At 35.5% G+C, this 23,173-nt stretch carries 19 protein-coding genes, 1 tRNA gene and 1 pseudogene; 15 read left to right on the top strand and 6 right to left on the bottom strand.

Annotation, left to right across the window (positions count from 1 at the left end; genetic code table 11):
* Nucleotide 1 precedes the first annotated feature (1 nt).
* The 3 genes from rimM to JS605_RS02085 form a co-directional block, all read right to left on the bottom strand.
* Entirely contained in the window at nucleotides 2-526 is a 525-nt protein-coding gene (rimM, locus tag JS605_RS02095; RefSeq protein ID WP_203256023.1) for a ribosome maturation factor RimM, read from the bottom strand.
* A gap of 149 nt (nucleotides 527-675) precedes the next feature.
* Nucleotides 676-1,191, bottom strand: a complete 516-nt coding sequence (locus tag JS605_RS02090) for a 30S ribosomal protein S16 (RefSeq protein WP_203256022.1) — start codon at nucleotides 1,189-1,191, stop codon at nucleotides 676-678.
* A gap of 144 nt (nucleotides 1,192-1,335) precedes the next feature.
* Complete coding sequence (locus JS605_RS02085; RefSeq protein ID WP_203256021.1) at nucleotides 1,336-2,394, bottom strand: lactonase family protein; 1,059 nt, start codon at nucleotides 2,392-2,394, stop codon at nucleotides 1,336-1,338.
* A gap of 225 nt (nucleotides 2,395-2,619) precedes the next feature.
* Between JS605_RS02085 and JS605_RS02080 the strand changes: the two genes are divergently transcribed.
* The 3 genes from JS605_RS02080 (at nucleotide 2,620) to JS605_RS02070 (ending at nucleotide 8,681) form a co-directional block, all read left to right on the top strand.
* Nucleotides 2,620-3,069 (top strand): ferritin-like domain-containing protein, encoded by a 450-nt coding sequence (locus tag JS605_RS02080; RefSeq protein ID WP_203256020.1) that lies wholly within the window; start codon nucleotides 2,620-2,622, stop codon nucleotides 3,067-3,069.
* A 291-nt stretch (nucleotides 3,070-3,360) separates the two neighbouring features.
* A complete protein-coding gene (gene dnaE / locus JS605_RS02075) occupies nucleotides 3,361-7,746 on the top strand; it encodes a DNA polymerase III subunit alpha (protein WP_203256019.1) in 4,386 nt (1,461 codons plus the stop codon).
* A gap of 77 nt (nucleotides 7,747-7,823) precedes the next feature.
* Nucleotides 7,824-8,681, top strand: coding sequence for a hypothetical protein (locus tag JS605_RS02070; RefSeq protein ID WP_203256018.1), 858 nt, complete (start codon nucleotides 7,824-7,826; stop codon nucleotides 8,679-8,681).
* A gap of 26 nt (nucleotides 8,682-8,707) precedes the next feature.
* Here the strand turns inward: JS605_RS02070 and JS605_RS02065 are convergent, their stop codons facing one another.
* The 3 genes from JS605_RS02065 to JS605_RS02055 form a co-directional block, all read right to left on the bottom strand.
* Nucleotides 8,708-9,022, bottom strand: a complete 315-nt coding sequence (locus JS605_RS02065; protein WP_203256017.1) for a hypothetical protein — start codon at nucleotides 9,020-9,022, stop codon at nucleotides 8,708-8,710.
* 126 nt (nucleotides 9,023-9,148) lie between these two features.
* A complete protein-coding gene (locus JS605_RS02060; protein ID WP_203256016.1) occupies nucleotides 9,149-9,472 on the bottom strand; it encodes an ArsR/SmtB family transcription factor in 324 nt (107 codons plus the stop codon).
* Entirely contained in the window at nucleotides 9,462-9,893 is a 432-nt protein-coding gene (locus JS605_RS02055) for an SRPBCC family protein (RefSeq protein ID WP_203256015.1), read from the bottom strand. The genes JS605_RS02060 and JS605_RS02055 overlap by 11 nt, the downstream gene beginning before the upstream one ends.
* A 385-nt stretch (nucleotides 9,894-10,278) precedes the next feature.
* Between JS605_RS02055 and trxA the strand changes: the two genes are divergently transcribed.
* From trxA to JS605_RS02000, 12 genes and pseudogenes are all read left to right on the top strand, one after another.
* The gene (gene trxA / locus JS605_RS02050) at nucleotides 10,279-10,620 is read left to right on the top strand and encodes a thioredoxin (protein ID WP_394369018.1); all 342 of its coding nucleotides are present in this window, start codon (nucleotides 10,279-10,281) and stop codon (nucleotides 10,618-10,620) included.
* Between the two features lie 85 nt (nucleotides 10,621-10,705).
* The gene (locus tag JS605_RS02045; protein WP_203256013.1) at nucleotides 10,706-11,251 is read left to right on the top strand and encodes a ClpP family protease; all 546 of its coding nucleotides are present in this window, start codon (nucleotides 10,706-10,708) and stop codon (nucleotides 11,249-11,251) included.
* A 146-nt stretch (nucleotides 11,252-11,397) separates the two neighbouring features.
* Nucleotides 11,398-12,327, top strand: coding sequence for a DUF58 domain-containing protein (locus tag JS605_RS02040; protein WP_203256012.1), 930 nt, complete (start codon nucleotides 11,398-11,400; stop codon nucleotides 12,325-12,327).
* Nucleotides 12,328-12,467: 140 nt separating this feature from the next.
* Nucleotides 12,468-12,541: transfer RNA gene (locus JS605_RS02035), tRNA-Asp, on the top strand.
* A gap of 414 nt (nucleotides 12,542-12,955) precedes the next feature.
* Nucleotides 12,956-13,954, top strand: a complete 999-nt coding sequence (locus tag JS605_RS02030) for a type IV toxin-antitoxin system AbiEi family antitoxin (RefSeq protein ID WP_203256011.1) — start codon at nucleotides 12,956-12,958, stop codon at nucleotides 13,952-13,954.
* Complete coding sequence (locus tag JS605_RS02025) at nucleotides 13,929-14,780, top strand: nucleotidyl transferase AbiEii/AbiGii toxin family protein (protein WP_203256010.1); 852 nt, start codon at nucleotides 13,929-13,931, stop codon at nucleotides 14,778-14,780. The genes JS605_RS02030 and JS605_RS02025 overlap by 26 nt, the downstream gene beginning before the upstream one ends.
* 43 nt (nucleotides 14,781-14,823) lie before the next feature.
* Nucleotides 14,824-14,904 (top strand): annotated as a pseudogene (locus JS605_RS17755) (DUF7737 domain-containing protein); the annotation flags it as partial.
* A gap of 252 nt (nucleotides 14,905-15,156) precedes the next feature.
* A complete protein-coding gene (locus JS605_RS02020; protein WP_203256009.1) occupies nucleotides 15,157-15,546 on the top strand; it encodes a hypothetical protein in 390 nt (129 codons plus the stop codon).
* A 296-nt stretch (nucleotides 15,547-15,842) separates the two neighbouring features.
* Nucleotides 15,843-20,711, top strand: coding sequence for a LamG-like jellyroll fold domain-containing protein (locus tag JS605_RS02015; RefSeq protein ID WP_203256008.1), 4,869 nt, complete (start codon nucleotides 15,843-15,845; stop codon nucleotides 20,709-20,711).
* 134 nt (nucleotides 20,712-20,845) lie between these two features.
* Nucleotides 20,846-21,490 carry a GntR family transcriptional regulator gene (locus JS605_RS02010; RefSeq protein WP_203256007.1) on the top strand — a complete coding sequence of 215 codons (645 nt, stop codon included), beginning with the start codon at nucleotides 20,846-20,848 and terminating at the stop codon, nucleotides 21,488-21,490.
* Nucleotides 21,483-22,529: an isocitrate/isopropylmalate dehydrogenase family protein gene (locus JS605_RS02005; RefSeq protein ID WP_203256006.1), complete on the top strand. Its 1,047-nt coding sequence runs from the start codon at nucleotides 21,483-21,485 to the stop codon at nucleotides 22,527-22,529. The genes JS605_RS02010 and JS605_RS02005 overlap by 8 nt, the downstream gene beginning before the upstream one ends.
* Nucleotides 22,530-22,540: 11 nt before the next feature.
* On the top strand, nucleotides 22,541-23,173 hold the full coding sequence (locus tag JS605_RS02000; protein WP_203256005.1) for a cyclase family protein: 633 nt from the start codon (nucleotides 22,541-22,543) through the stop codon (nucleotides 23,171-23,173).

The raw sequence follows: 23,173 nt of genomic DNA, 5'->3' as shown, positions 1-23,173 counted from the left end.
TTTACAAATAAAGATCTATTAAACCTTCTGGAGTTTCAACTAAAATGGTTTTATGCTCTCGGTTTACTTTTAAAATAAATTCATCATTCATAGGGATAAGTATTTCTGTTCCATTTCTATCAATTTCAAAAAGAGCCTGGGCTGTAGTATCATTTATGGTTTTTAGGATGCCAACGTCTCCAAAGTTTTTATCGGTAATGGTAAACCCAATTACTTCATGAAAATAAAATTTATTACCCTCTAGTTTTGGTAGTAAATCAAGTGGTAAGTATAGGCTGCTTTTAATAATGGCTTCTGCATCTGCTTCTGTATCCACGTCCTCAAATTTTAAACGGAGCAATGTAGATTTGTGTAACTGCGAGCGTTCTACAAAAAAAGGCACCAGATTATTTCTTAGCTCCAAGAAAATAGCATCTAAGTTTTCGTAAAGGTCGGGCTCATCGGTATCTAGTTTTGCTAATACTTCCCCTTTAAAACTGTATTTTTTTACAATTTTTCCTAGATAAAAACAGTCTTCTTTTTTCATGACAAATTAGTGATTTGTCATCCTGAACTCGTTTCAGGATTTTATTATTAGAGTTTGTGTACTGAAACACATTAAGTGTTTCAAGAGTTTATTTAATAAAAGAAAAAATCCCGCCATTGGCGGGATTAAAAGTATAAAAAAATTGTTTTTTATTCTTCCTCGTTTGAAGCTTCTGCTTCAGCAGTAGGAGCATCTTCTTCTGTTGCTTCTTCAACAACAGGAGCAGCTGCAGCTATTCTTGCATCATTAACTGCTTTTTCAGCAGCAAGTGCTTCAGCTTTAGCTTTAGCTTCAGCTTCAGATAATCCATCGGCTTTAGCTTGAATTTTAGCTGCTTTTTCCTCTAACCAAGCATTGAATTTCTCTTCGGCTTGCTCTTCAGTTAAAGCACCTTTTTTAACACCACCTGCAAGATGATTTTTTAACAAAGCACCTTTGTAAGATAAAAGTGTTCTTGCTGTATCGGTTGGTTGTGCACCATTTTGTAACCATTTTACAGCACCATCAACATTTAAATCTACAGTTGCTGGGTTGGTGTTAGGATTGTAAGCACCTAATTTTTCAAGGTATTTACCATCTCTTTTAGCGCGAGAATCCGCTGCTACGATCCAGTAATAAGGTTTCCCTTTTTTACCGTGTCTTTGTAATCTAATTTTTACTGGCATAATAATTAATTATTTGAGGTTCCCGACCTCGATTATTAATTGAAAAAAATTCCTTGAAGTTTTTGCTTCAAGGTTTCCGTTGTAATTAAGGGCGCAAATATACCATATTTTTTTAAAAACCAGTAGTTTATTTGCAAACGAATTTTAAAATAATAAACACACGGGTTCTGGTACTTTAAAATCATGTAAGTATGTAAGGGTTCCTGTGTGTTTATCGATACTAAAAACAGCGATATTTTCTGTCTTCATATTGGCTACCAATAAAAATTTACCTGTCGGGTCTATTGTGAAATTACGAGGCCAATCGCCATGAACAGATATGCTCTGTATTTTATTAAGTTTTCCGTTTTTGGTATTACGTTCAAAAACAGCAATAGTATTCTCGCCACGGTTAGAGCCGTAAACAAAACGTTCGTCTTCAGATATGTGGATATCTGCACATTTATTAAAATCTGTAAACCCAGGTTCTAGCGTATTGTCTTCATCAATTTGTTTAAATCCGTTTTTTGTGCGTTTTATAGAGGTAATGGTGGCGCCATATTCATTTATCACATAAATAAATTGTCCGTCTTTAGTATATTTAAAATGTCGTGGACCGGGATTACCTTTTGTTTTTACAAGCCCATCAGATTTTAATTCATATTCTTTATCCTTCAATACATATTGAAATACGGCATTTCTACCTAAATCAGCTACAAATAATTCATCTTTAAAAAATAGGGACGAATGCGCGTGGGACTGTCTTTCATCACTACTTTGGTTAAACACTTGTGTGGCTTCGGCCAAACTACCGTCTTCATTAACGGGATATAGGGCAATACTACCACCTACATAGTTAGATACGGCAACCGTTTTACCATCTTTGCTTATAGATATATGGCACGGGCCTTTACCCATACTGCTCACGCGGGTTAATAATAGCAAGCTGCCATTATCTAGTATTTTATATGAGGAAATAAAACCACTATCGCTACCATTGGTAGAATATAAATGTGTTCTGTCTGGCGAATAGGTTAAAAAGGAAGGGTTGTCAATAGGGATGGCAAGCTCTAGGTTGCTAAGTTCTCCAGTTTCAGTATTAAAGTCCAATCTATAAATGCCTTTGCTGTTCTCTCTTGTATACGTGCCTATATAAAGTGGAGATGTTTGAGCGTAATTATTTAAGCAAAATATAAATGCAATGAGATAGAGTGCTAATTTCATAGTCTAGTTTTGAGTTTTAGAAAACTAAATTATGTAAATTATTCTAACTATTGGTTTTGAAGCAGTTTCATGATACGTTATTTAAATGTTAAAGCATCTTAAAACTATCATAAAGGCTGTTAAATCCCTTGACAAGTACCTGTATTTCTTATATAATGTAGATGCAGATGTGAAACAATACGCATCTTTAAAGAATATATTGAAATTTAAAATGAAAACGATACAATGAAGTACACTGAAAAAATTTCAAACAGTTTAAACGAATTATTAATTAAGAATTATGATGCCGAAAAAGGCTATAAAAATGCTTCTGAGAATGTAGACAGTCATACTTTAAAGCAATTCTTCGAGAGAATGTCCAATGAGCGTGCAGAATTTGCCAAAGAGCTAAAGATTGAAATCTTAAGATATGGCGAAGAGCCGATAGACTCGGGAAGTTTTAAAGGGACGGTACACAGGAATTGGATGACACTTAAAAGTTTGTTCTCAAGTAACGATGAAGAAGCAATTTTAGAGGAAGTGATAAGAGGCGAAGAAAAAAGTCTAGATGCTTACTATGACATTCTAAGGGAAAGAGATTTACCAGCAAATATTGATGCGCTACTATTTAAACAGAAAAGTGCTATACAGGCTACCATTAATTCTGTGAAAGTACATGAGACTTTAGTGTCCTAGTTACAATATTTGCCCAATATATTACGTCTTTACAATTCGTTGTAAAGACGTTTTTTTTACAAGTACCCAGTACAAGGTATTTGATATTAAATTTTTTGTGGTAATTTTACCATGCTATTAATTAATTCTTAGGGAGAATTTAGCAAAGTGTCTCTGCGATAAAAAGTAGAGGCACTTTTTTGTTCACAACTCTTAAAAACTTCACTTTAAAAAAGTAGAAATTCTACCTATTTTTATATGCTCGTTGTTCACGAATCAACGACTATCAGGTCCAATAAATAAACACAAGAAATGTATTTAATCTTCGATACAGAAACCACAGGATTACCAAAGCGATGGGATGCACCAATTACAGATGTAGATAATTGGCCTAGGTGTATACAAATTGCATGGCAATTGCATGATGCTATGGGGAACTGTATCGACCAGCAAGATTATTTAGTGCAACCAGACGGGTTTAATATCCCATATGATGCAGAAAAAATACATGGGATTTCTACAGAATTAGCAGAAGAACAAGGTGTGCCTTTAGCCGAGGTTTTAGAAAAATTTAATACCGTTTTAGGAAAAACCAAATTTGTAGTTGGGCAGAATGTAAAGTTCGATTTAAATATTATGGGGGCTGAGTTTGTGCGTGGCGCTATTGCAAACCCATTACAAGAGTTACCCGTTTTAGATACCTGTACAGAACATACAGCGCAACTATGTAAAATCCCTGGAGGTAGGGGAGGTAAATTTAAATTACCAACCCTAACAGAGCTTCATGAGTTTTTATTTAACGCCCCATTTGCTGAAGCACATAACGCTACTGCCGATGTTGAGGCAACCACACGTTGTTTTTTAGAGTTGGTGCGTTTGGGCGAATACACCAAGGAACAGCTTGATGTTGAGCCAGATTATTTTGAGAGTTTTAAAACAGCAAATCCAGATACTGTTAAAACCATTGGATTGAAGCACATCAACCTAAAGCGGGAAAGTGCTAAAATCCGTGAGCGTATTGAGAAGTCGGAATCTAGTATTTCTAGAGAAGACATTCAGCAAAGTATATCGGATTTAGCGGATGTAGATTTTGTGCATTTGCACAACCATTCCCAGTTTTCGGTGTTACAATCTACCATGAGCGTGTCTGATTTGGTTAGTGCTGCAGCAGAGCACAACATGCCAGCAGTAGCCTTAACAGATCATGCTAATATGATGGGGGCATTTCACTTTGTAAATGCCGTAAATAAAGCCAATAGTGGTATAAAAGCAAAAATTGAAGCAGCAGAGGAAAAAGGAGAGTCTACTGATGCAAAATTGATTAAACCCATTGTAGGTTGTGAGTTTTTTGTTTGCGAAGACCATACCGACAAAACCAGAAAAGATAATGGGTATCAAATAGTGCTTTTGGCTAAAAACAAAAACGGTTATCACAATCTAGCCAAGCTGTCATCACATGCTTTTGTGGATGGATTTTATTATTTGCCAAGGATTGACAAAAAACTCATTCAGCAGTACAAAGAAGATATCATAGTGCTTACGGGAAACCTATATGGCGAGGTACCAAGCAAAGTGTTAAATATTGGAGAAAACCAAGCGGAAGAGGCTTTGGTTTGGTGGAAAAATGAGTTTGGAGATGATTTGTATGTAGAGTTAATGCGTCATAACCAAGAAGACGAAAATCGTGTAAACCCTACCTTAATTAAACTAGCCAAAAAACATAATGTAAAGATAATAGCATCAAATAATACGTATTATCAAAATCAAGAAGATGCCAATGCACATGATATTTTATTATGTGTAAAAGATGGGGAAAAGCAAGCCACACCTATTGGTCGTGGTCGTGGTTATCGCTACGGTTTGCCAAACCAAGAATATTATTTTAAGTCTTCTGAAGAAATGAAGGCGTTATTTCGTGATATTCCAGAAGCGATTTTAAATGTACAGGAAGTTGTAGATAAGATTGAAGCATTTCAACTTGCACGAGATGTTTTATTGCCTGCTTTTGATATTCCAGATGAATTTAAGCATGAAGAAGATTTAGTTGATGGAGGTAAGCGTGGGGAAAATGCATATCTGAAACATTTGGTATATGAAGGTGCAAAAAAACGATATGGTGAGCCACTATCAGAAGAGGTAACAGAGCGACTAGATTTTGAGCTAAGTGTTATTGAAAACACAGGATATCCAGGATATTTTTTAATTGTAGAGGATTTTATACGCGAAGCAAGAAATATGGATGTGTCGGTAGGTCCTGGTCGTGGTTCTGCCGCAGGCTCGGTAGCCGCCTATTGTTTATGGATTACCAATATAGACCCACTAAAGTACGACTTGCTTTTTGAGCGTTTCTTAAATCCAGATCGTATCAGTATGCCAGATATTGATATTGATTTTGATGACGAAGGGCGAAGTCGCGTCATGGATTATGTAATTGAAAAATATGGAGCCAACCAAGTGGCACAAATTATTACCTACGGTACCATGGCAGCAAAATCTTCTATTCGTGATACAGCACGTGTATTGGATTTGCCGTTGTTTGATGCAGACAGAATAGCAAAGTTAATCCCCAATATGTCTAAATTAAATAAGATTTTTGGTTTAGATGAAAAGGAATTGGGCAAGAAGTTTAGAGCAGAAGATTTAGAAAAAGTAAACCAGCTTTTAAACATCTCAGAAGGTAGTGATTTAGAAGCCGAAACTGTAAACACAGCTAGAACACTTGAGGGTTCGGTAAGAAACACAGGAATACATGCCTGTGGTGTTATTATTACACCTGATGATATTACCAAATTCGTCCCTGTTTCAGTGGCTAAAGATTCTGATTTGTACGTTACCCAATTTGATAACTCTGTAGTAGAAGATGCAGGGTTATTAAAGATGGATTTTTTGGGTTTAAAGACACTAACCTTAATCAAGGATACGGTTAAAATCGTTAAAGCCAAACATGGTATTCAGTTAGACCCTGAAAATTTTCCACTGGATGATGAAGAAACCTATGCATTATTCCAGAGAGGAGAAACGGTAGGGGTGTTCCAATACGAATCTCCTGGGATGCAAAAACACTTAAGAGATTTAAAACCAACGGTGTTTGAGGATTTAATTGCGATGAATGCCTTGTATCGTCCGGGACCTATGGAATATATTCCGAGTTTTGTTCGCAGAAAACATGGCGATGAGGAAATTGAATACGATTTGCCAGCCATGGAGGAGTACCTTAAGGAAACCTATGGTATTACGGTATATCAAGAGCAGGTAATGCTACTCTCCCAAAAACTAGCGGATTTTACCAAAGGTGAAGCCGATGTACTCCGTAAGGCAATGGGTAAAAAGCAGATTGCAGTACTAGATAAAATGAAGCCCAAGTTTATTGAGCAAGCCAGTGCCAATGGGCATGATGCTAAAGTTTTAGAGAAGGTCTGGAAAGACTGGGAAGCCTTTGCAAGTTATGCCTTTAATAAATCGCACTCTACATGTTATGCATGGATTGCATACCAAACAGCTTATTTAAAAGCGCATTATCCAGCAGAATACATGGCAGCAGTACTCTCCAATAATATGAATGATATTAAATCAGTTACCTTTTTTATGGAAGAATGTAAGCGTATGAAATTGGATGTTTTGGGGCCAGACGTAAACGAATCATATTATAAATTCTCTGTAAATAAAGATGGTGCCGTACGTTTTGGTATGGGTGCCATAAAAGGCGTTGGTCACGGTGCGGTAATGACGATTGTAGAAAATCGTAAAAAAGATGGGCATTACAAATCTATTTTTGATTTGGCAAAGCGCATAGATTTACGTGCAGCAAATAAAAAGGCCTTTGAGAATTTAGCTCTGGCAGGAGGTTTTGATAGTTTGGATAATACCCATAGGGCACAATATTTTCATGATGATGGCGATGGGATTACCTTTTTAGAAAAAGCCATTAAGTATGCGCAAAAGTATAAGGAGAATGAAAACTCAGCACAGGTAAGTTTATTTGGGGAGAGTAGTGATGTGCAAATTCCAGAACCAGAAGTACCACCCTGTGAAGAATGGGGTACTATGAAAACCTTGAGTAAAGAACGCGAAGTGGTTGGAGTTTATATTTCTGGGCATCCGTTAGATGATTTTAAAACCGAGATGAACACCTTTTGTAACGCCACAGTGGGCATGTTTAATAATTTAGAACCTTATGTAAATAGGGAACTGGTGTTTGGTGGAGTAGTTACTGATGTGCAACATCGAGTAAGTAAACAAGGTAAAGGTTGGGCACTTTTTACCGTAGAAGATTATACCGATAGTTACGAGTTCAGGATTTTTGGGGAAGAATATTTAAAACAACGGCATTTCTTACTGCAGAATAATTTTGTGTTCGTGAAGGCCTTTGTTCGTGAAGGTTGGGTAAATAAAGATACGGGTAAAAAGAGCGACCCTAGATTGCAATTTAACAGTTTTCAATTACTACATGATGTGATGGAACAATATGCAAAAAAACTATCCATACAAGTTGATATTAAAGACTTAACAGAGCAAAAGATTATAGCTTTAAAGGAGTTGTTGCATATGCATCCTGGAAATCAAGCATTAAATTTCTTGGTCTATGATACTAAAGAAAAAATGAAGTTGACCATGCCAAGCCGTAGACAAAAAGTAAAGGTGTCCCAAGAATTGTTGAATGAATTAGAGGCTCAAGATGTTAGGTTTAAGTTGAATTAATTTTTTAGTTGGTGGTAGGTAATTTTAAAGTTCGCCTGTTTTATTAATGAATAAGACAAATAAAAAAATTAATTACCATGAGAAAAATTTTAAGTTTAATGTTTTTAGTTACTCTTTTCTTTGTTGCATGTGATAAAGAAGAGACATCCCAAGATGATTTGAATACTGCTACAGAACTTTCTGTTGAAGCAGAAGTAGCAATTGAAGAAACCGAGGAGGTTTTAGATAATATAGTTTTATATTCTGAAAGTTCTTATGGTATCACTGCATCAAATAACGGATTAACATCTAAAGGTACAGATAGACATGGTTGGTCAGGGTTTTTTAAAGAATGTTCAGATATTACAGTTGTAGAAACTGATACTACTATAACAACTACCATAGTATTTAATGGCGAATGTACAGATAAAGAAGGGAACTCAATTACTGGTACGATTACTAAAGAAAGAGAAAAGACTGATGGTTCTAGAACAAGAACTGTAACTTTTACTGATGTTACTATAAATGGAAGAGTAGTAAACGGTACTAAACAGTATGTATTTACTGAAGAAAATGATAATGGTAACCCTGAGATGTCTGGTTCAGTGGATATTACAATTGAGACTGAAGATGGCACTGTATCTAAAGTAGGTAACAGAACTGTAGAAATTACTGCAGGAAGCGATACCTATTCGTGGTTTGATGACGAAAAAACTATTACAGGCGCTTCTATATATACTAATGCTGAGGGTAATACTTTTACAGTAGAAATTACAACCCCATTAGTAAAACCTGCCGAGTGTAAATATATTGCTTCAGGAGTTAAAGAATATACCAGACCAGAAGGTACTACGGTTATAGATTACGGTGATGGAACTTGTGACAATGTTGCTACAAAGACAGCTCCAGATGGAACAGTTACAGAAATTACCCTTAGAAAAAGAAAAAGGAAATAGTTAAATGTGTGCCCCGTTTATAATCGTCAACTAGTAGTTCTAGTTGACGATTTTTTATTTACATACGATTTTAGTTTTTGTATAATGAACATATCCCAAGTAGTAGAACAAACTTTGTAACATTGTAATAGGGGTGTTAGTCCGATTTGATGAAAATTTAGGAGGTTTTTTTGGTTTTCTTCTTTTATATCCCAATGCAACTCATGTCCAATCCATTCTTTATTGAATTCGGGTTCGCCATCAATACAGATCCAAGTTAATTTTTGGTTGGGCTTAAATTCTGTAATTCTAAACGTCCACCAATAACCGTTATCAAAAGTAATTGTAAACTTTCCATTCACTTCAAAATTAGCATTGCTTACAGCACCCCACTAATTGTTCATGCCTTCGTTTAAAGCTTCAAATATAGTCTTGGGATTGGCATGTATTTGAATATTTTGGGAATAGTTAAGAGGTTTATTCATAATTTAAGCTTTAGAGTCTAAATAATTGCCCAAGTTGCCTAATGTGTCATCCCAGAACTGTTCGTAGAATTTCAGCCATTTGTTTACTTCTTTGAGTTCTTTAGGGTTAGCATTGCAAAAACGTTCACGACCTTGAGCTTCAATGTATACCAAACCGGCTTCCTCAAGTGTTTTTATGTGTTTGGTAACACCTTGGCGTGTCATATCAAACTGGTTTGAAATTTGTGTAATGGATAATGCTGAGGTAGCAATAACCAAGGCGTGAAATATGTCACGCCTAGTTGGATCTGCTATGGCTTTAAATAGTTTTGTGATGTTATCCTGCATTCACTTCGTTTTTTAAGTAACTAGTTAATCCGCTAATACAGTTGTCCCATCCTCCATTAAAATTTTGGAACATGGCTATTGCGGTTTCTCCTGCATAATTAGAAATGCCAGAATGCTCCAAAGTGAGTTTTGTGCCTTGGGGAGTAGATTGTAACTCCCATTTTACAGAGGTTTCAACATCAGAGCTCCCTTCAATCCAAGTGTAAATAAGTGTGTAAGGGGTTGCGCTTACTATTTCTCCATGTATTGTTGTGCAGCCATTATCGTTTGGTGGAGCAGTAAAAACATATTTATACCCTTTTTTTGCTTTAAAGTCAGCCTGGATAAACCAAGTGGAGATTTCTTCGGCTTTTGTTATAGCATTCCATACTTGGTCTATGTTATGGCTAAATACCACTTCTTTAGTGATTACATCTTTCATAATAGTTCGTTTTTGTATTATATGCAACTTATTGGTTGCTAAACTAACAAAAAGATTTTTATTAAGCAACTTTTTGGTTGCGTATTTTTTCGTTTCATTTTAAAATGGTTAAGATATGGAAGATTGTACGTTTAGTAAAAGTGTGTACGGATAAGGTTGCGTTAAGGGATGTAGAGAAAAGCCACAGCGCAGGCGAGGATTAGGAATGGAAAGCCCAGTTGCCAGCAATCATGTTCTATTCGATAGGATAACCTACCTGAGATACCACAGGTAAGTAGGTATCAAAAAAAGAAATAAGCCTAACTAATGCCGTTATAGGGAAAACAAATTGATGATTTGTAAGCTTTGGATTTTTTTTTGACTAATTTTGTGTTATTAAAAAAGAATTAAAAATTTAAACAAATATATCATGGCATTAGAGATAACAGATGCAACGTTTGAAGAAACTGTATTAAATAGCGATAAACCAGTTTTGGTTGATTTTTGGGCAGCTTGGTGTGGCCCATGTAGAATGGTTGGACCAGTAATTGAGCAAATTAGTGATGAATATGAAGGTAAAGCCGTTGTAGGTAAGGTAGATGTGGATGCTAACCAAGAATTTGCTGGTAAATACGGTGTACGTAATATACCTACAGTTTTGGTATTTCAGAATGGAGAAGTAGTGGGCAGACAAGTAGGTGTTGCGCCAAAGAATGCGTATACAGATGCGATTGACGCGCTTCTATAAATAGAAAAAGAAAAGAAAGTATAAAAGGTTTGCCTTATGGTAAACCTTTTTTTATTTTAGATGCTTAATAAATTTAAAAACTACGATGAGTAAAAATAAAGTTCAAGACGCTATTGATAATAAATTATTAGAGCAACGTAAGGTGTTTTTATGGGGGATGGTTGAAGATAAATCGGCGAAACACGTTATAGATCGTTTGTTGTATTTAGATGCACTGGAAACAGCAGATATACAATTGTACATAAACAGCCCTGGTGGTTATGTAACTTCTGGTTTTGCTATGTATGATTGTATACAATCTCTAAATAGTGATGTGTCTACTATTTGTACGGGCTTAGCGGCTTCTATGGGATCTATCCTATTATCAGTTGGCACCAAGGGTAAACGTTTTATACAGCCGCATGCACGTGTAATGATCCATCAACCAAGTGGTGGGGCACGCGGACAAGCGAGTGATATTGAAATTACAGCACAAGAAATTTTGAAAACAAAAGAATTGAGTGCACAAATTTTAGCAGATAACTGCGGACAGAGCTTTGATAAAATAATGAAAGATTTTAATCGTGACCATTGGATGGGAGCGGAAGAGTCTGTGGCTTATGGTATTGTGGATGGAATTACAGCCCCCTAGCCCCCGAAGGGGAAACTCTCACTCTTAACGTATAGAAACGTTTTTTTAAATTAAATATATATTAATAGACCTAATGTATTTCATTCTTTTTTAGATTATGAGTGAAATTCTTCCCCATCTGGGGAGGTTAGGAGGGGCTTTTGCTTATGAACTTACAATCGGAACTTAATAAAGCAGAAGGTTTTAAAAACCTAGAACTACTTGCAAAGCAAGTGGTGGAAGGCTTTATTACTGGAATGCATAAGAGTCCGTTCCATGGGTTTTCGGCAGAGTTTGCTGAGCATAAAATTTACAATCGCGGGGAGAGTACACGCCATATTGATTGGAAATTATATGCGAAAACCGATAAGTTATATACAAAGCGTTATGACGATGAAACGAATTTGCGATGCCATATTATACTGGATAATAGTAGTTCCATGCATTATCCAGAGCAGGATACTTTTTCTATAGATAGCTTAAACAAAGTTGGCTTTTCAGTATTAGCAGCAGCATCTTTAATGCAAATTTTAAAGAAGCAACGCGATGCTGTTGGCTTAAGTATTTATAGTGATAATTACGATTACTATGCACCAGAGAAGGGTAGTGAACGCCATCATCAAATGTTATTAAATCATTTAAGCGATGCCGTAATTTCCAGACCTTTAAATGCTAAAACAGAAACCTATAAATATTTACACGAGATTGCCGAAAAGATTCATAGGCGCTCTATGATATTTCTCTTTACAGATATGTTTCAAACCTCAGAGGATGAAGTAAAGTTATTTGAAGCATTAAGGCATTTAAAATATAATAAACACGAAGTGATTTTATTTCATGTATTTGATAAAGAAAAAGAGTTAAAGTTTGATTTTGACAATACTCCCAAGCGTTTTATTGATGTAGAAACAGGAGAACATATTAACTTATATGCTGATACCGTTAAAGATAATTACAACAGAGCAGTAAACGATTATTTTGATGCATTACGTTTAAAATGTGCGCAGTACAAGATTAAATATGTTGAGGCAGATGTGAATAAAAATTTTAATTCTATTTTAACCACTTATATGGTGGAACGTCAAAAATTTGGATAAGCGCTACCTAACCTCTTCAAGAGGGATGGAAATCCACTCAAATCTAGGTATTCTTGGCTTCAAAAAATAAATTAAAAAACTTAAAAAAACATTTGACATATAAAAAAAGGCGTGTATATTTGCAACCGCAATAACGCAACGGTCTGGTAGTTCAGTTGGTTAGAATATCTGCCTGTCACGCAGGGGGTCGCGGGTTCGAGTCCCGTCCAGACCGCAACTATTGCAAAAAAGCTCTGAGAAATTAGAGCTTTTTTAGTATTACGATGTTGTGTTGTTTCCCAAGGTGTTGGGAAATGTAGTTTAAGATGCTGAAATAAATTCAGCACTTAGCCAATGGAAAGCTTTCCTTTTTTCTTTTTAGAAAATTGGGATGCTTTTTTGTTTTAGAGGTTACTTTCTTCCATACCTAATGAGCAAAATATAACTTGTTGAGATATTAGTTCTACAGATAAATGTTAAGATTTTGAAGAATTTTAATAAATCATAATGTTCAATAAAAATATGTGTTCATGTTACATGAACACATAAAAAAAATGAACAAAAATAATATAAAAGTTTGATATTCAATTAATGTTCAATATATTTGAGTGTTCATGTAACATGAACATAATAAAAAAATGAACAAATAATGGCTTTTTATAAAATAAAAGATTGGTTTGAAAATATAGATTTCGATATACAAATAACTGATGTTAGAGTAAAAGATAGAGGAGTAGATGCAGTAATAGGAATAAACAGTGAAACCGTATATGCTGAGGTTAAAAAAGAAGTAAGACCACGACACGTAGCAATTTTTGAAGCCATGGCCGAACACAAGCGGCCTTTGTTGGTGGCAGCAGATTATATTACTCCAAATGCGAAGATGCAACTAAAAGAAAGTAAGATAAACTATTTGGATAGCTATGGGAATGTTTATGTTAATCTACAGCATTTAAAAATTTATGTAGAGCAAGGTAACTCCAAACCTGTAGTTCGTAATCATTCTGCGCTTTTAACACAAAGTGGTGGGCAAGTTATCTTCAGTTTATTAAAAAATCCAGAACTCATAAATGCGACTCAAAGATTTTTAGCACATATAAGTAACGTATCGTTGGGTAGTGTAAGTAACACTATACAGGGCTTAGTAGATGAAGGTTTTGTAGTAAAATGGAACGGTGACCAAAAGTATCAACTTGTAAACAAAGATACTTTGTTAGAGAGATGGGTTGTTACACTTAATGAAAAAATATTGCCGGCATATAAGCTAGGTATGTTTACATTTTCCAAGACAAATAAAGGGTATTGGAGAAACCAACTAAAGCACCCAAATGTATTATGGAGTGGAGAGCCAGCAGCCGCATTAGTAACAGAGTATTTAAATCCAGAACAGTTTTCACTATTTACACATCTACCAAAGGCAGAGATTATTAAAAATTTAAAATTGCTGCCAGATAGCAATGGAGAAATTACCATATACAACCCTTTTTGGATAGAAAGTGATACTATGGAGCGTCTTGTAAATTATAAAAATCAGCAAAACGCAGTACATCCATTAATAATTTATGCACAATTGGTATATAGTGGTAATAGCCGAAATTTAGAAACAGCACAATTAATATTTAATGAGTATATCGAACCCTACCTATAAAGACTATTCCTTTGCAGATCATGGTAAGGTATATGGGATTTTAGAAACTATGTTTTCTAGGTTCGGTATAGAATACTATTTAATTGGGGCAAATGCTAGAGACGTTCATTTATATAAAGAAGGTATTCAACCAAATCGAAGTACTGCTGATGTAGATTTTGCAGTTATGGTTCCAGATTTTGATGCTTACAACGCCCTTTTTAAAGCGTTGTGCAAAGTAGGTTTTAGAACAGTAAAAGAACCATATCGTTTAATTTTTGATAAAACCGATACCATATTGGATTTAATGCCTTATGGGGAGATTGAACAGGACTATACCGTAAATTTTAACGAAAGGGAATTGACCTTATCCGTTCTAGGCTTTAAGGAAGTAGGAGAGCACATAGAGTTTGTAGAGGTACCAGAAGTAGGTCTTAATATTCCGGTAACACCCATAGAAGGTATTTTTATTTTAAAATTAGTGTCTTGGAGCGATAAACCATATCGACGTCAAAAAGATTTAGAAGATATCGCAGTGTTGTTGAAAAATGCCTGGGATTTGTATGAAACAGAAGCCTATGAAAATCATTTAGAAATATTTGACGATGATGATTTTAAAATGCAAACAGCTGCCGCTCATATCATAGGTAAAAAAATGAGGCCAATTTTGAATACTAATAAAGCATTAAAACACATAATTGTTGGCATTATAGAACGAAGTATAGAAGAAAAGCCAAAAGCTGAGCAACCAGAAATTACTATTGCCCAACAGCTAAATATGAGTATCGCCGAAGTACAAAATATAATGACATACCTATTGGCAGGTATAAAATCCCAAGTAACCTAGTGCCTAATAACTGGAAAATATATTCTTGTGATTTGAAGGCGACAGGGGATTGTCTCTAGTTTTAAGTAAAGCATTTTTATTGGCAGAAGATGATAAGATTACATATCCGACTATTTTGAGTTAGATTGGGGGTAAAAATTACATAGATGTTGTGTCAATATATTAATGAGCTTGAAAAGGTTATCAATGAAAAAAGTTTACAGGAATTGCAAAAGGCTAATGTTATCAACCAAATAAATGAGAAATAATAAGAAAGCTTTCCTTTTTTCTTTACAGAAAATTGGGATGCTTTTTTGTTTTATGGATGGTTTTCTTTACTTTTAAAGAGATAGAACAATCCCATCTACACAATATAACTTGCTTTAAATCAATGATTATGAAACTGCTTGTTATATTTGTTTTTTTCCTGTCCTATAACCTAAGTACATCCCAGGCTTTAGAGCCTTCAACACAAAAAACACCCCAAGAACTGTACGATTTTCATATCAAGAAGAAAAAAATCAATAAAACAATAGCATGGATTGCCCTAGGGGTAGGTAGCACAAGTGTTTTGTTAAATACCTTGTCTAATAGCGTAGATGTTGGGAATAATAACAACTCAGAATGGTTAAATTACGTTGGAGGAGCGGTTACATTTGCGAGTATACCTCTTTTTTTATCTGCAAGCCATCATAATAAAAAAGCTAAGTTCTACCTCTCACAAGGAGCTGTGGGGTTTAACAATAAGTATAAATTCTCTGGGTTGAGTATGAGTTATGCTTTTTAGCTGCTAATAAAAACTTTTCTTTAGTTACCTTAAAACCTCTCTTCATTTATATTAGTCGCGGAAGCGTGATTGGTAAAGGTTTTAATTAAAGTTACATGCCTAGATAATTGTTTTAAACAAGTTACAAATCAATCATTTTTAATAATCAATGAAAATAGATACTCATATGATATTTAAATATAAACTACAATGATTAACTTTTTCTTGCATGTATAAGAAAAATTACATACTTTTACCGAGTAAATTTGCTTTTTATCGATGAAAAATTGAGAATTCATGTTTTTGAATCCTTAATTATGAAAAAAGTTAATACCCTAAACTCTACCATAATAAAAACAATTTGCTTGTTTTTATTTGGAATCTTTTTTGCCAATAGTCAAACACCTCAAGTAGAAATTCTTGGAGGGGCTATTGTAACCCAAGGTTCTACAGTCACTATAAATGCAGGTAACACCATTGATTTTAGAATAACCAATACTTCAGGTGGTTGTACTAAACTTAAGGTGCAAGACGTTGATATTTCTAATACAACAGATTTTGATATAACTCCCAATAACCCCAGTAGAAATATACGTTCATCAGGATGTAGGAACTGGAGAAAATATTTAGATTTTGAAATAGAGAATATAAATACCACCTGTGTTACTACAAGTACACTAGTAACAATAGAGATAAAAGATCAAGCAGATTTTACATTTACCGTTGAGGTTAATTCTGCACCAGAAATTTATATTTTAGGAGGAGATCCTTATGCTGATATTTTACATGGAGATACAACAACCTCTGATACCAATGGGACATACTTTGGTATAGTAGATGAAGATAACACCGTAACAAGGAGATATTTGGTGTCTAACATAGGGAGCTGTGGATTAGACATAACTTCAATTACAAGTTCTAATACAGATTTTACAATATCATCACCATATCCCATTCCATATACAGGACTTGATCCATTTTATTTTATTGTATTTGATGTTACATTTACAGCTCCTGTTGGAGGTACGGGTATACAATCTACCACCATAAGTATTGCAAATACTGACAATACAACATTTACTTTTGTGGCAGAAGCCGAAATGTTTAATGAAAACATTCCAGGGCCAGGAGGTATTACGGCAGACTTTAGGCTTTGGCTTAAAGCGACAAGAGGTATAGTAGAATCGGCTTCAAAGGTTTCAGAATGGCGAGATTTGGGTACCAATGGTCAAGATGCGATACAGCCCACAGGAGCGAACCAACCCACATATTTAGACACTGCAGCAGACAATATTAATTTTAACCCAGTTATTCAATTTGAGAATGATGGTGGGAGTACAGAACAATATCTATACAATACCACCAATGGGTTTTACAGTCAGGATATATTTATAGTCATGATTCCAGATGCAACCATGAACAATGCTTCAAGCAGAAGTACAATTTTTGCAGGGGTTTCATCAGGAAACGCAGGAGATATTACAGGAGTAGGTTTTGGAGATTATTCTACAGAATTTACAGGAGAAACATTGTCCTATAACCAAGATGTAGATGGTGGCGGAAGTTTTAATGGCGAGGCAGAGTTAAATTCAACCTATTCCACCGCAGGTATAATTAACGTAAGGAATAATGCAGCAAGCTCTCCAACAGGACAAGATATTTTATATAATTCCCAAGTGTTAACCACAACATCAGTAAACGATATAGCCTTTGCAAATGTAGGTACTCCAGGACCACCAACTTTAGGAACAGAATATTGGATAGGAAGAAACTTTGATGTTCAAGGTAGTTTAAATGGTCGTGTTGCCGAAATATTCACTTTTGCCGAGCGTGTTACGGATGCAGACCGTCAGAAAATTGAATCCTATTTAGCCATTAAATATGGTATTACGTTAGGCAATGCTACTGAAGCTCAAAAGGACTATATTAATTCTTTTGATACCGAAGTTTGGGATATTTCAGCAAATACAGGTTACAATTACCATGTGGCTGGTATTGGTAGAGACTCTATTTCTGATTTAAATCAAAAACAATCAAAAACGCTTAACCTAACAAACGAAGTAACCATTGGTTTAAACGGAATTTTTACCACAAATTCGGTAAATACTAATGAATTTAATAATGATGGGGACTTTTTGGTTTGGGGTAGTAATGATTTGGCATATACCGCTTCAGGATCAAATACAGTTACCATTAGTTCTGGAATTACAACATCTTTTACGCGAATTCTTAGGCAATGGAAAATTATAGAATCCACAGAGGTTACAAGTGATGTAGAAAATATTTATGTAAGTATTCCGTCTGGAGCATTTAGTAGTTTTGCATTGGGTACAGATGAAGAGTATGTATTGGTGGTAGCCGATGCAGATACCTTCAATGATGCAGATATTATTGATGTTATCCCGCTAAAGGATGATGGTTCTGGTAACCTGCAAACCTGGTATGATTTTGATGGCACTAAGTATTTTACCTTTGGTAGAGCAGCAAAATATACCAATAATAGTGCTGTTAGTATTGGTTCTGGAGATTATCTTGTAGGAGAGTATGCACTCAATTTAAATGTAGACGATTTTACCATTTCCACATGGATAAAGAACAGTACCACTTCTGGTACAAGAACTATTATAGCTAAAGGCGAGAAATTACAATTAAGATTAAACGATAGCGAACAGGTGGAGGTAATGATGGACGATGCAGTAACGCCAAGGTTTACTTCTAATATGCAAATAAATGATGGGAAATGGCATCACCTTACATTAGTGTATGATAGTGGTACAGTATACATTTATATTGATGGTATTTTAGATAAATCAGAACAAGATGTGATACACCCATCTCCAAACTTTAACAGGTTTTCTGTAGGCGTGGTGTATATTGACAAGAACAATATCATCAATCCGTTTTTAGGAGAAATAGATGAGGTATATGTTTGGGATTGTGGTTTAAGCGCAGATCAAATTAGATACTTAATGAATCAAGAAGTAGAGCGATTTGATAATGCAGGTACAGATTTTATTTCAGGAAAAATTATTCCTTGGGCTAGTGCGAGCAATGAAATGAATACCTTGGAATGGTCACACCTTAGGGCATATTACGATTTTAATGCTTTTTATGGTTCAACAACAGAGGGCTTAACAGATGCAAGAAACTTTTTAAGGCTTAAATATTTAGATAAAGACAAAGAAATAACAAATGCACAAACTATTCCAGCACCTTATATAAGTGCAAATGATGGCGCTTGGGATACTGCTGCAACTTGGAGTAATAATGCGGATCAAATCATTCCAAACTCTGTTGGATTGGATGGTACTACAGTTGTAGATTGGAACATTGTAGAAATTGGCCATGATATAACTTCAGGAGATAGGGATATCTCTGTATTAAGTTTAATTCAAACAACAGGAACGCTAACAGTTGCAGATCCTGTAGATCCTCAAGATGAGACAAACTCAGGGCAAGAACTGCGTATTTCCCACTATCTAGAGCTCGACGGAGTAATCGATCTAGTTGGAGAGTCTCAATTAATACAAGATGAAGGTAGTATTGTAGATGCCGATAGTGGCGGATATATAGAGCGCGACCAACAAGGTATAGCAAACGGATATAACTATAACTATTGGTGTTCTTCAGTAGGGCCTATTACTGGTAACACAGCTACAAGAGGTACAGGTGTTTCCGCTACAAATTCAAATTATACTATTGCTGGCGTATTAAATGATGGCTCAAACTCTGCGATTTACCAATCACTTTTATACAGTGCTTCTCCTGATGGTAGTGGTTCTATACCGCCACCTGGTTTTGCAAAAACCATAAGTACCTTTTGGCTATATAAGTTTTATGGGCCTGCAGATGACTATGATTCTTGGCAAAAAATTGAGGAAACCACTGCGTTACTTCCCGGAGAAGGTTACACCATGAAAGGGCCAGCAGGCGCAGCACCTCTTAATATACAGCAAAATTATGTTTTTCAAGGTTTGCCAAACAATGGCGATATTACGCTAGAATTAGATAATTCTTTAGGACAAGTAGATCGATTAATAGGAAACCCTTACCCATCAGCAATAGATGCAACAGAGTTTATTTTGGATAATTTGAGCGTAGCAGACGGAGGAAATAATACCACAGGTACAATATTTAACGGAGCTCTGTATTTCTGGGACCATTTTGGAGAACAGAATTCCCATAATTTGGGAGAGTATGTAGGAGGATATGCCACCCGAAATTTAACGGGAGGGGCAGCGGCTATATCAAACGATACAAGAATTAACACCACATCAAATGGAGGAAGTCCAGCCACAGGAACTAAGGTTCCGGGGCAATATATACCAGTAAATCAAGGCTTTTTTGTAACTACAGCTCTGGATGGGTTTGATAATGGTAATGGCACACCAATCCTAACGGTTGATGGGGGCGATGTTATATTTAAAAATAGCCAGCGTATTTTTGCTACAGAAGATGGAAGTACCTCCCTATTTACCAAAGGAGCATCAAGTAAGTCTGCCAATCAGGTAGAAGAAAAACCGCTATTAAAAATAGTGTATGCATCCCCAGAGGGTTATTTACGCCAAATTGTATTGGGTGCAGATAATAATGCATCACAACATTTTGATGTGGGCTATGATGCTTTTATGATTGATATCGCAAAAGAGGATATGTATTGGATGCTAGAGGATAAAAAACTAGTTATTCAAGGTGTAAAATCATTTGAAAACAATCAAGAGTTTAATTTAGGTGTAAAAGTAAGTACAGCTGGGCTTGCTAAAATTAGTACCGAAGTTATTGAGAACGCAGATGTCTCAGTATTTATTAAAGATTTAAGCACCAATGAAATATTTGATATCACAAGTACACCTTTTGAAATATTTCTAGAACCTAACACTTACCATGAAAGATTTACAGTGATGTTAAGCTCACAGGCCAATCAATTAAGTACAGACGAGCTTAGCTCAGAATCAGATACATTTGAAGCGTATTTTGATAAAGAGAAATCACGTCTTGAAGTCAATGTCATATCAGATGCAATGGTATTAAACGCCGAAATTATCAACATAACAGGGCAATCCGTCCTAAATACAAATGTAAACTCTAATGCGTTCTTTTTACCTTTTGAAGGAAGCTCAGGAATTTATATTTTAAAAGTTGAAACTACAAAAGGTATTATAACTAAGAAAATAATTTTGGAATAGCTTTAACCCAAAGTAAGTCGTAGCTATATAAAGCATAACTTCTTCATCTATAATTTAATCAAAGGCACATACAAGTGTGTTTTGATTAAATTATTGTACTTTTGTATTTTGTATACAAAATACAAAAGTGATTTATGATAGAGTATACCGACTTAAGTCAACCCATATACAATCGTCTCAAAGAAATGATTCGCAGTGGCGAATTAAAGCAAGGCGAGAAAATAGTCCAAGAAAAAATTGCTGAGGAGTTAGGTGTGAGTAGAACCCCTTTAATGAAAGCACTTTTAGCATTAGAAAACGAATACCTTGTGGAGAGTATTCCACGCAGAGGGATGTATCTACGTGTATTGGATTACAAAGAAATTATAGATATATATGTATGTAGAGAAGCCTTAGAAGGCATGGCAGCTAGACTCTTAGCTAATAAAAGGGACAAGGCTATAGTAGAACAGTTAAAAGCGTGTTTTTCGCCATTTGTAAATCAGAAAACAATAGATGAACAGGCGTATGCAGAGGCTGATGAGCATTTCCATTCACTATTAATACAACTTACCGAAAACGCACCATTGGATAACATCTACTTTTTTAGTAACATACATGATAAAGTAGTAGGGCATGGTTTGGTAAGAACACCTGAAGAAACCTTAGAGGAACATTTTGATATCATTAAAGCGATAGAAGATGGAGATGGCGATAAAGCGGAAACATTAGCAAGGTTACACATTAACCAATCAAAAGAATTATTAATAAATCAACATAAAATTCAAAAAAGTGAGTAATTACAAAATTGCAGTTGTACCAGGAGATGGTATCGGAAACGAAATTGTACCTGAAGGATTAAGAGTAATTAAGGCAGTTGCTGAGAAGCATAACTTTTCAATTGATACCGAAGAATTTAATTGGGGTGCTGGTTATTATCAAAAACACAATAAGTTTTTACCAGATGATGGGATAGATACACTTAGAGCATTTGATGCGGTATATTTTGGCTCTGTTGGGCTTCCAGCGGTAGACGATACACTTCCGGCAAAAGATTACACGTTTAAGGTGCGTACGCATTTTAATCAATATGTAAACCACAGACCTGTTCGTACCTATCCAGGTGTTACTAGACCTATACGTTCTGAAAAACATATCGATTTTGTAATTGTAAGAGAGAACAACGAAGGAGAGTTTGTGCAGATGGGAGGGCAATATCTACCAGATTTTGAAAATGGTATGGGTATAGATACCAGTGTTTTTACTAGAAAAGGTATTGAGCGTGTGGCGCACTATGCATTTAAATTAGCAAGAACAAGAAGAAATAAGGTAACGCACATTACAAAATCTAACACCTTAATTAACAGCTTATCCTACTGGGATAGAGTAATAGGCGAGGTTGCAGAACAGTACCCAGATGTAGAGCACCAACAAATGTATATAGATAATTCTACAGCAATGTTTGTGTTGAAACCAGAGCAATTTGATGTGGTATTAACCACCAATCTATTTGGAGATATTTTAAGTGATTTAGGCGGTGCCATTATGGGGAGTCTTGGTTTAGGCGGTAGTGGAAACATCAATCCAGAAAAAGAGTTTCCTTCAATGTTTGAGCCAATCCATGGGTCTGCTCCAGATATTGCAGGACAAAATATAGCTAACCCTTATGGGCAAATATGGTCGGCTGCATTAATGCTAGAACATTTAGGAGAAACAGAAGCAGCAAATAACATTATGGAAGCCATAGATAAATCTACAACTCAAGGTGTTTTAACCGTAGATTTAGGGGGTAGTGCCAGTACTTCTGATGTGGCTGATGCCGTAATAGCTAACTTATAAGATTGAAAAAAATGAGTCGTGTTATTGATCTTACAATGCCGTATCACAATGGTGTCAATGGTTTTTCAAAAGAAATAGCAAAAACTAAAGATAAAGATGGCTGGAACGCTAGCACGCTCACTTTTTATTCGCATGTGGGTACGCACATGGATGCACCTTTTCATTTTAATGTAAGTAATCAAACCATCGATGAAATGCCAGTTTCAGATTTTGTAGGCAATGCATGGGTGGTAGATGCTCGTGAGGTAGGTTCTAAAGGATTGATTGGTGTTGAACATATTTCAGAAGACATCATTAAAAACTTTGCAGTTGGCGATAGTTTAATTATTTGGACGGGTTGGTCACAACATATGGGTACGCAAAAATATAGGGACGAATTACCCAGAATTAGCGAAGCCCTAGCGCATTGGTGTATTCATAATAAAGTAAAAATGATTGGGGTAGAGCCACCATCAGTAGCCGATGTGAATAATCTAGAAGAAGTTACTAAAATTCATGAGATTCTCCTTGAAGGTGTAGTGATCATTGAAGGCCTTACAAATATTGAAAGCTTAAGATCTAATAATGTTGAGCTCATTGCACTTCCGTTAAAAATAAAAGATGGGGATGGTGCTCCAGCACGTGTTATAGCAATAGAGAGATAA

It is taken from the genome of Hyunsoonleella ulvae (genome assembly GCF_016827605.1).
GTDB lineage: Bacteria > Bacteroidota > Bacteroidia > Flavobacteriales > Flavobacteriaceae > Jejuia > Jejuia ulvae.
Note: the sequence above shows the minus strand (reverse complement) of the source record. Positions and strands in the feature narration are given on the sequence as shown.

What these genes read in the sequence shown, in the direction of transcription:
- JS605_RS02085 (WP_203256021.1), bottom strand. Translation starts at nt 2,394, where the DNA reads ATGAAATTAGCACTCTATCTCATTGCATTTATATTTTGCTTAAATAAT.
- JS605_RS02070 (WP_203256018.1), top strand. Translation starts at nt 7,824, where the DNA reads ATGAGAAAAATTTTAAGTTTAATGTTTTTAGTTACTCTTTTCTTTGTT.
- JS605_RS02010 (WP_203256007.1), top strand. Translation starts at nt 20,846, where the DNA reads ATGATAGAGTATACCGACTTAAGTCAACCCATATACAATCGTCTCAAA.
- JS605_RS02025 (WP_203256010.1), top strand. Translation starts at nt 13,929, where the DNA reads ATGAGTATATCGAACCCTACCTATAAAGACTATTCCTTTGCAGATCAT.
- JS605_RS02045 (WP_203256013.1), top strand. Translation starts at nt 10,706, where the DNA reads ATGAGTAAAAATAAAGTTCAAGACGCTATTGATAATAAATTATTAGAG.
- JS605_RS02055 (WP_203256015.1), bottom strand. Translation starts at nt 9,893, where the DNA reads ATGAAAGATGTAATCACTAAAGAAGTGGTATTTAGCCATAACATAGAC.
- JS605_RS02090 (WP_203256022.1), bottom strand. Translation starts at nt 1,191, where the DNA reads ATGCCAGTAAAAATTAGATTACAAAGACACGGTAAAAAAGGGAAACCT.
- rimM (WP_203256023.1), bottom strand. Translation starts at nt 526, where the DNA reads ATGAAAAAAGAAGACTGTTTTTATCTAGGAAAAATTGTAAAAAAATAC.
- JS605_RS02040 (WP_203256012.1), top strand. Translation starts at nt 11,398, where the DNA reads ATGAACTTACAATCGGAACTTAATAAAGCAGAAGGTTTTAAAAACCTA.
- JS605_RS02000 (WP_203256005.1), top strand. Translation starts at nt 22,541, where the DNA reads ATGAGTCGTGTTATTGATCTTACAATGCCGTATCACAATGGTGTCAAT.
- JS605_RS02020 (WP_203256009.1), top strand. Translation starts at nt 15,157, where the DNA reads ATGAAACTGCTTGTTATATTTGTTTTTTTCCTGTCCTATAACCTAAGT.
- dnaE (WP_203256019.1), top strand. Translation starts at nt 3,361, where the DNA reads ATGTATTTAATCTTCGATACAGAAACCACAGGATTACCAAAGCGATGG.
- JS605_RS02060 (WP_203256016.1), bottom strand. Translation starts at nt 9,472, where the DNA reads ATGCAGGATAACATCACAAAACTATTTAAAGCCATAGCAGATCCAACT.
- JS605_RS02030 (WP_203256011.1), top strand. Translation starts at nt 12,956, where the DNA reads ATGGCTTTTTATAAAATAAAAGATTGGTTTGAAAATATAGATTTCGAT.
- JS605_RS02080 (WP_203256020.1), top strand. Translation starts at nt 2,620, where the DNA reads ATGAAGTACACTGAAAAAATTTCAAACAGTTTAAACGAATTATTAATT.
- JS605_RS02015 (WP_203256008.1), top strand. Translation starts at nt 15,843, where the DNA reads ATGAAAAAAGTTAATACCCTAAACTCTACCATAATAAAAACAATTTGC.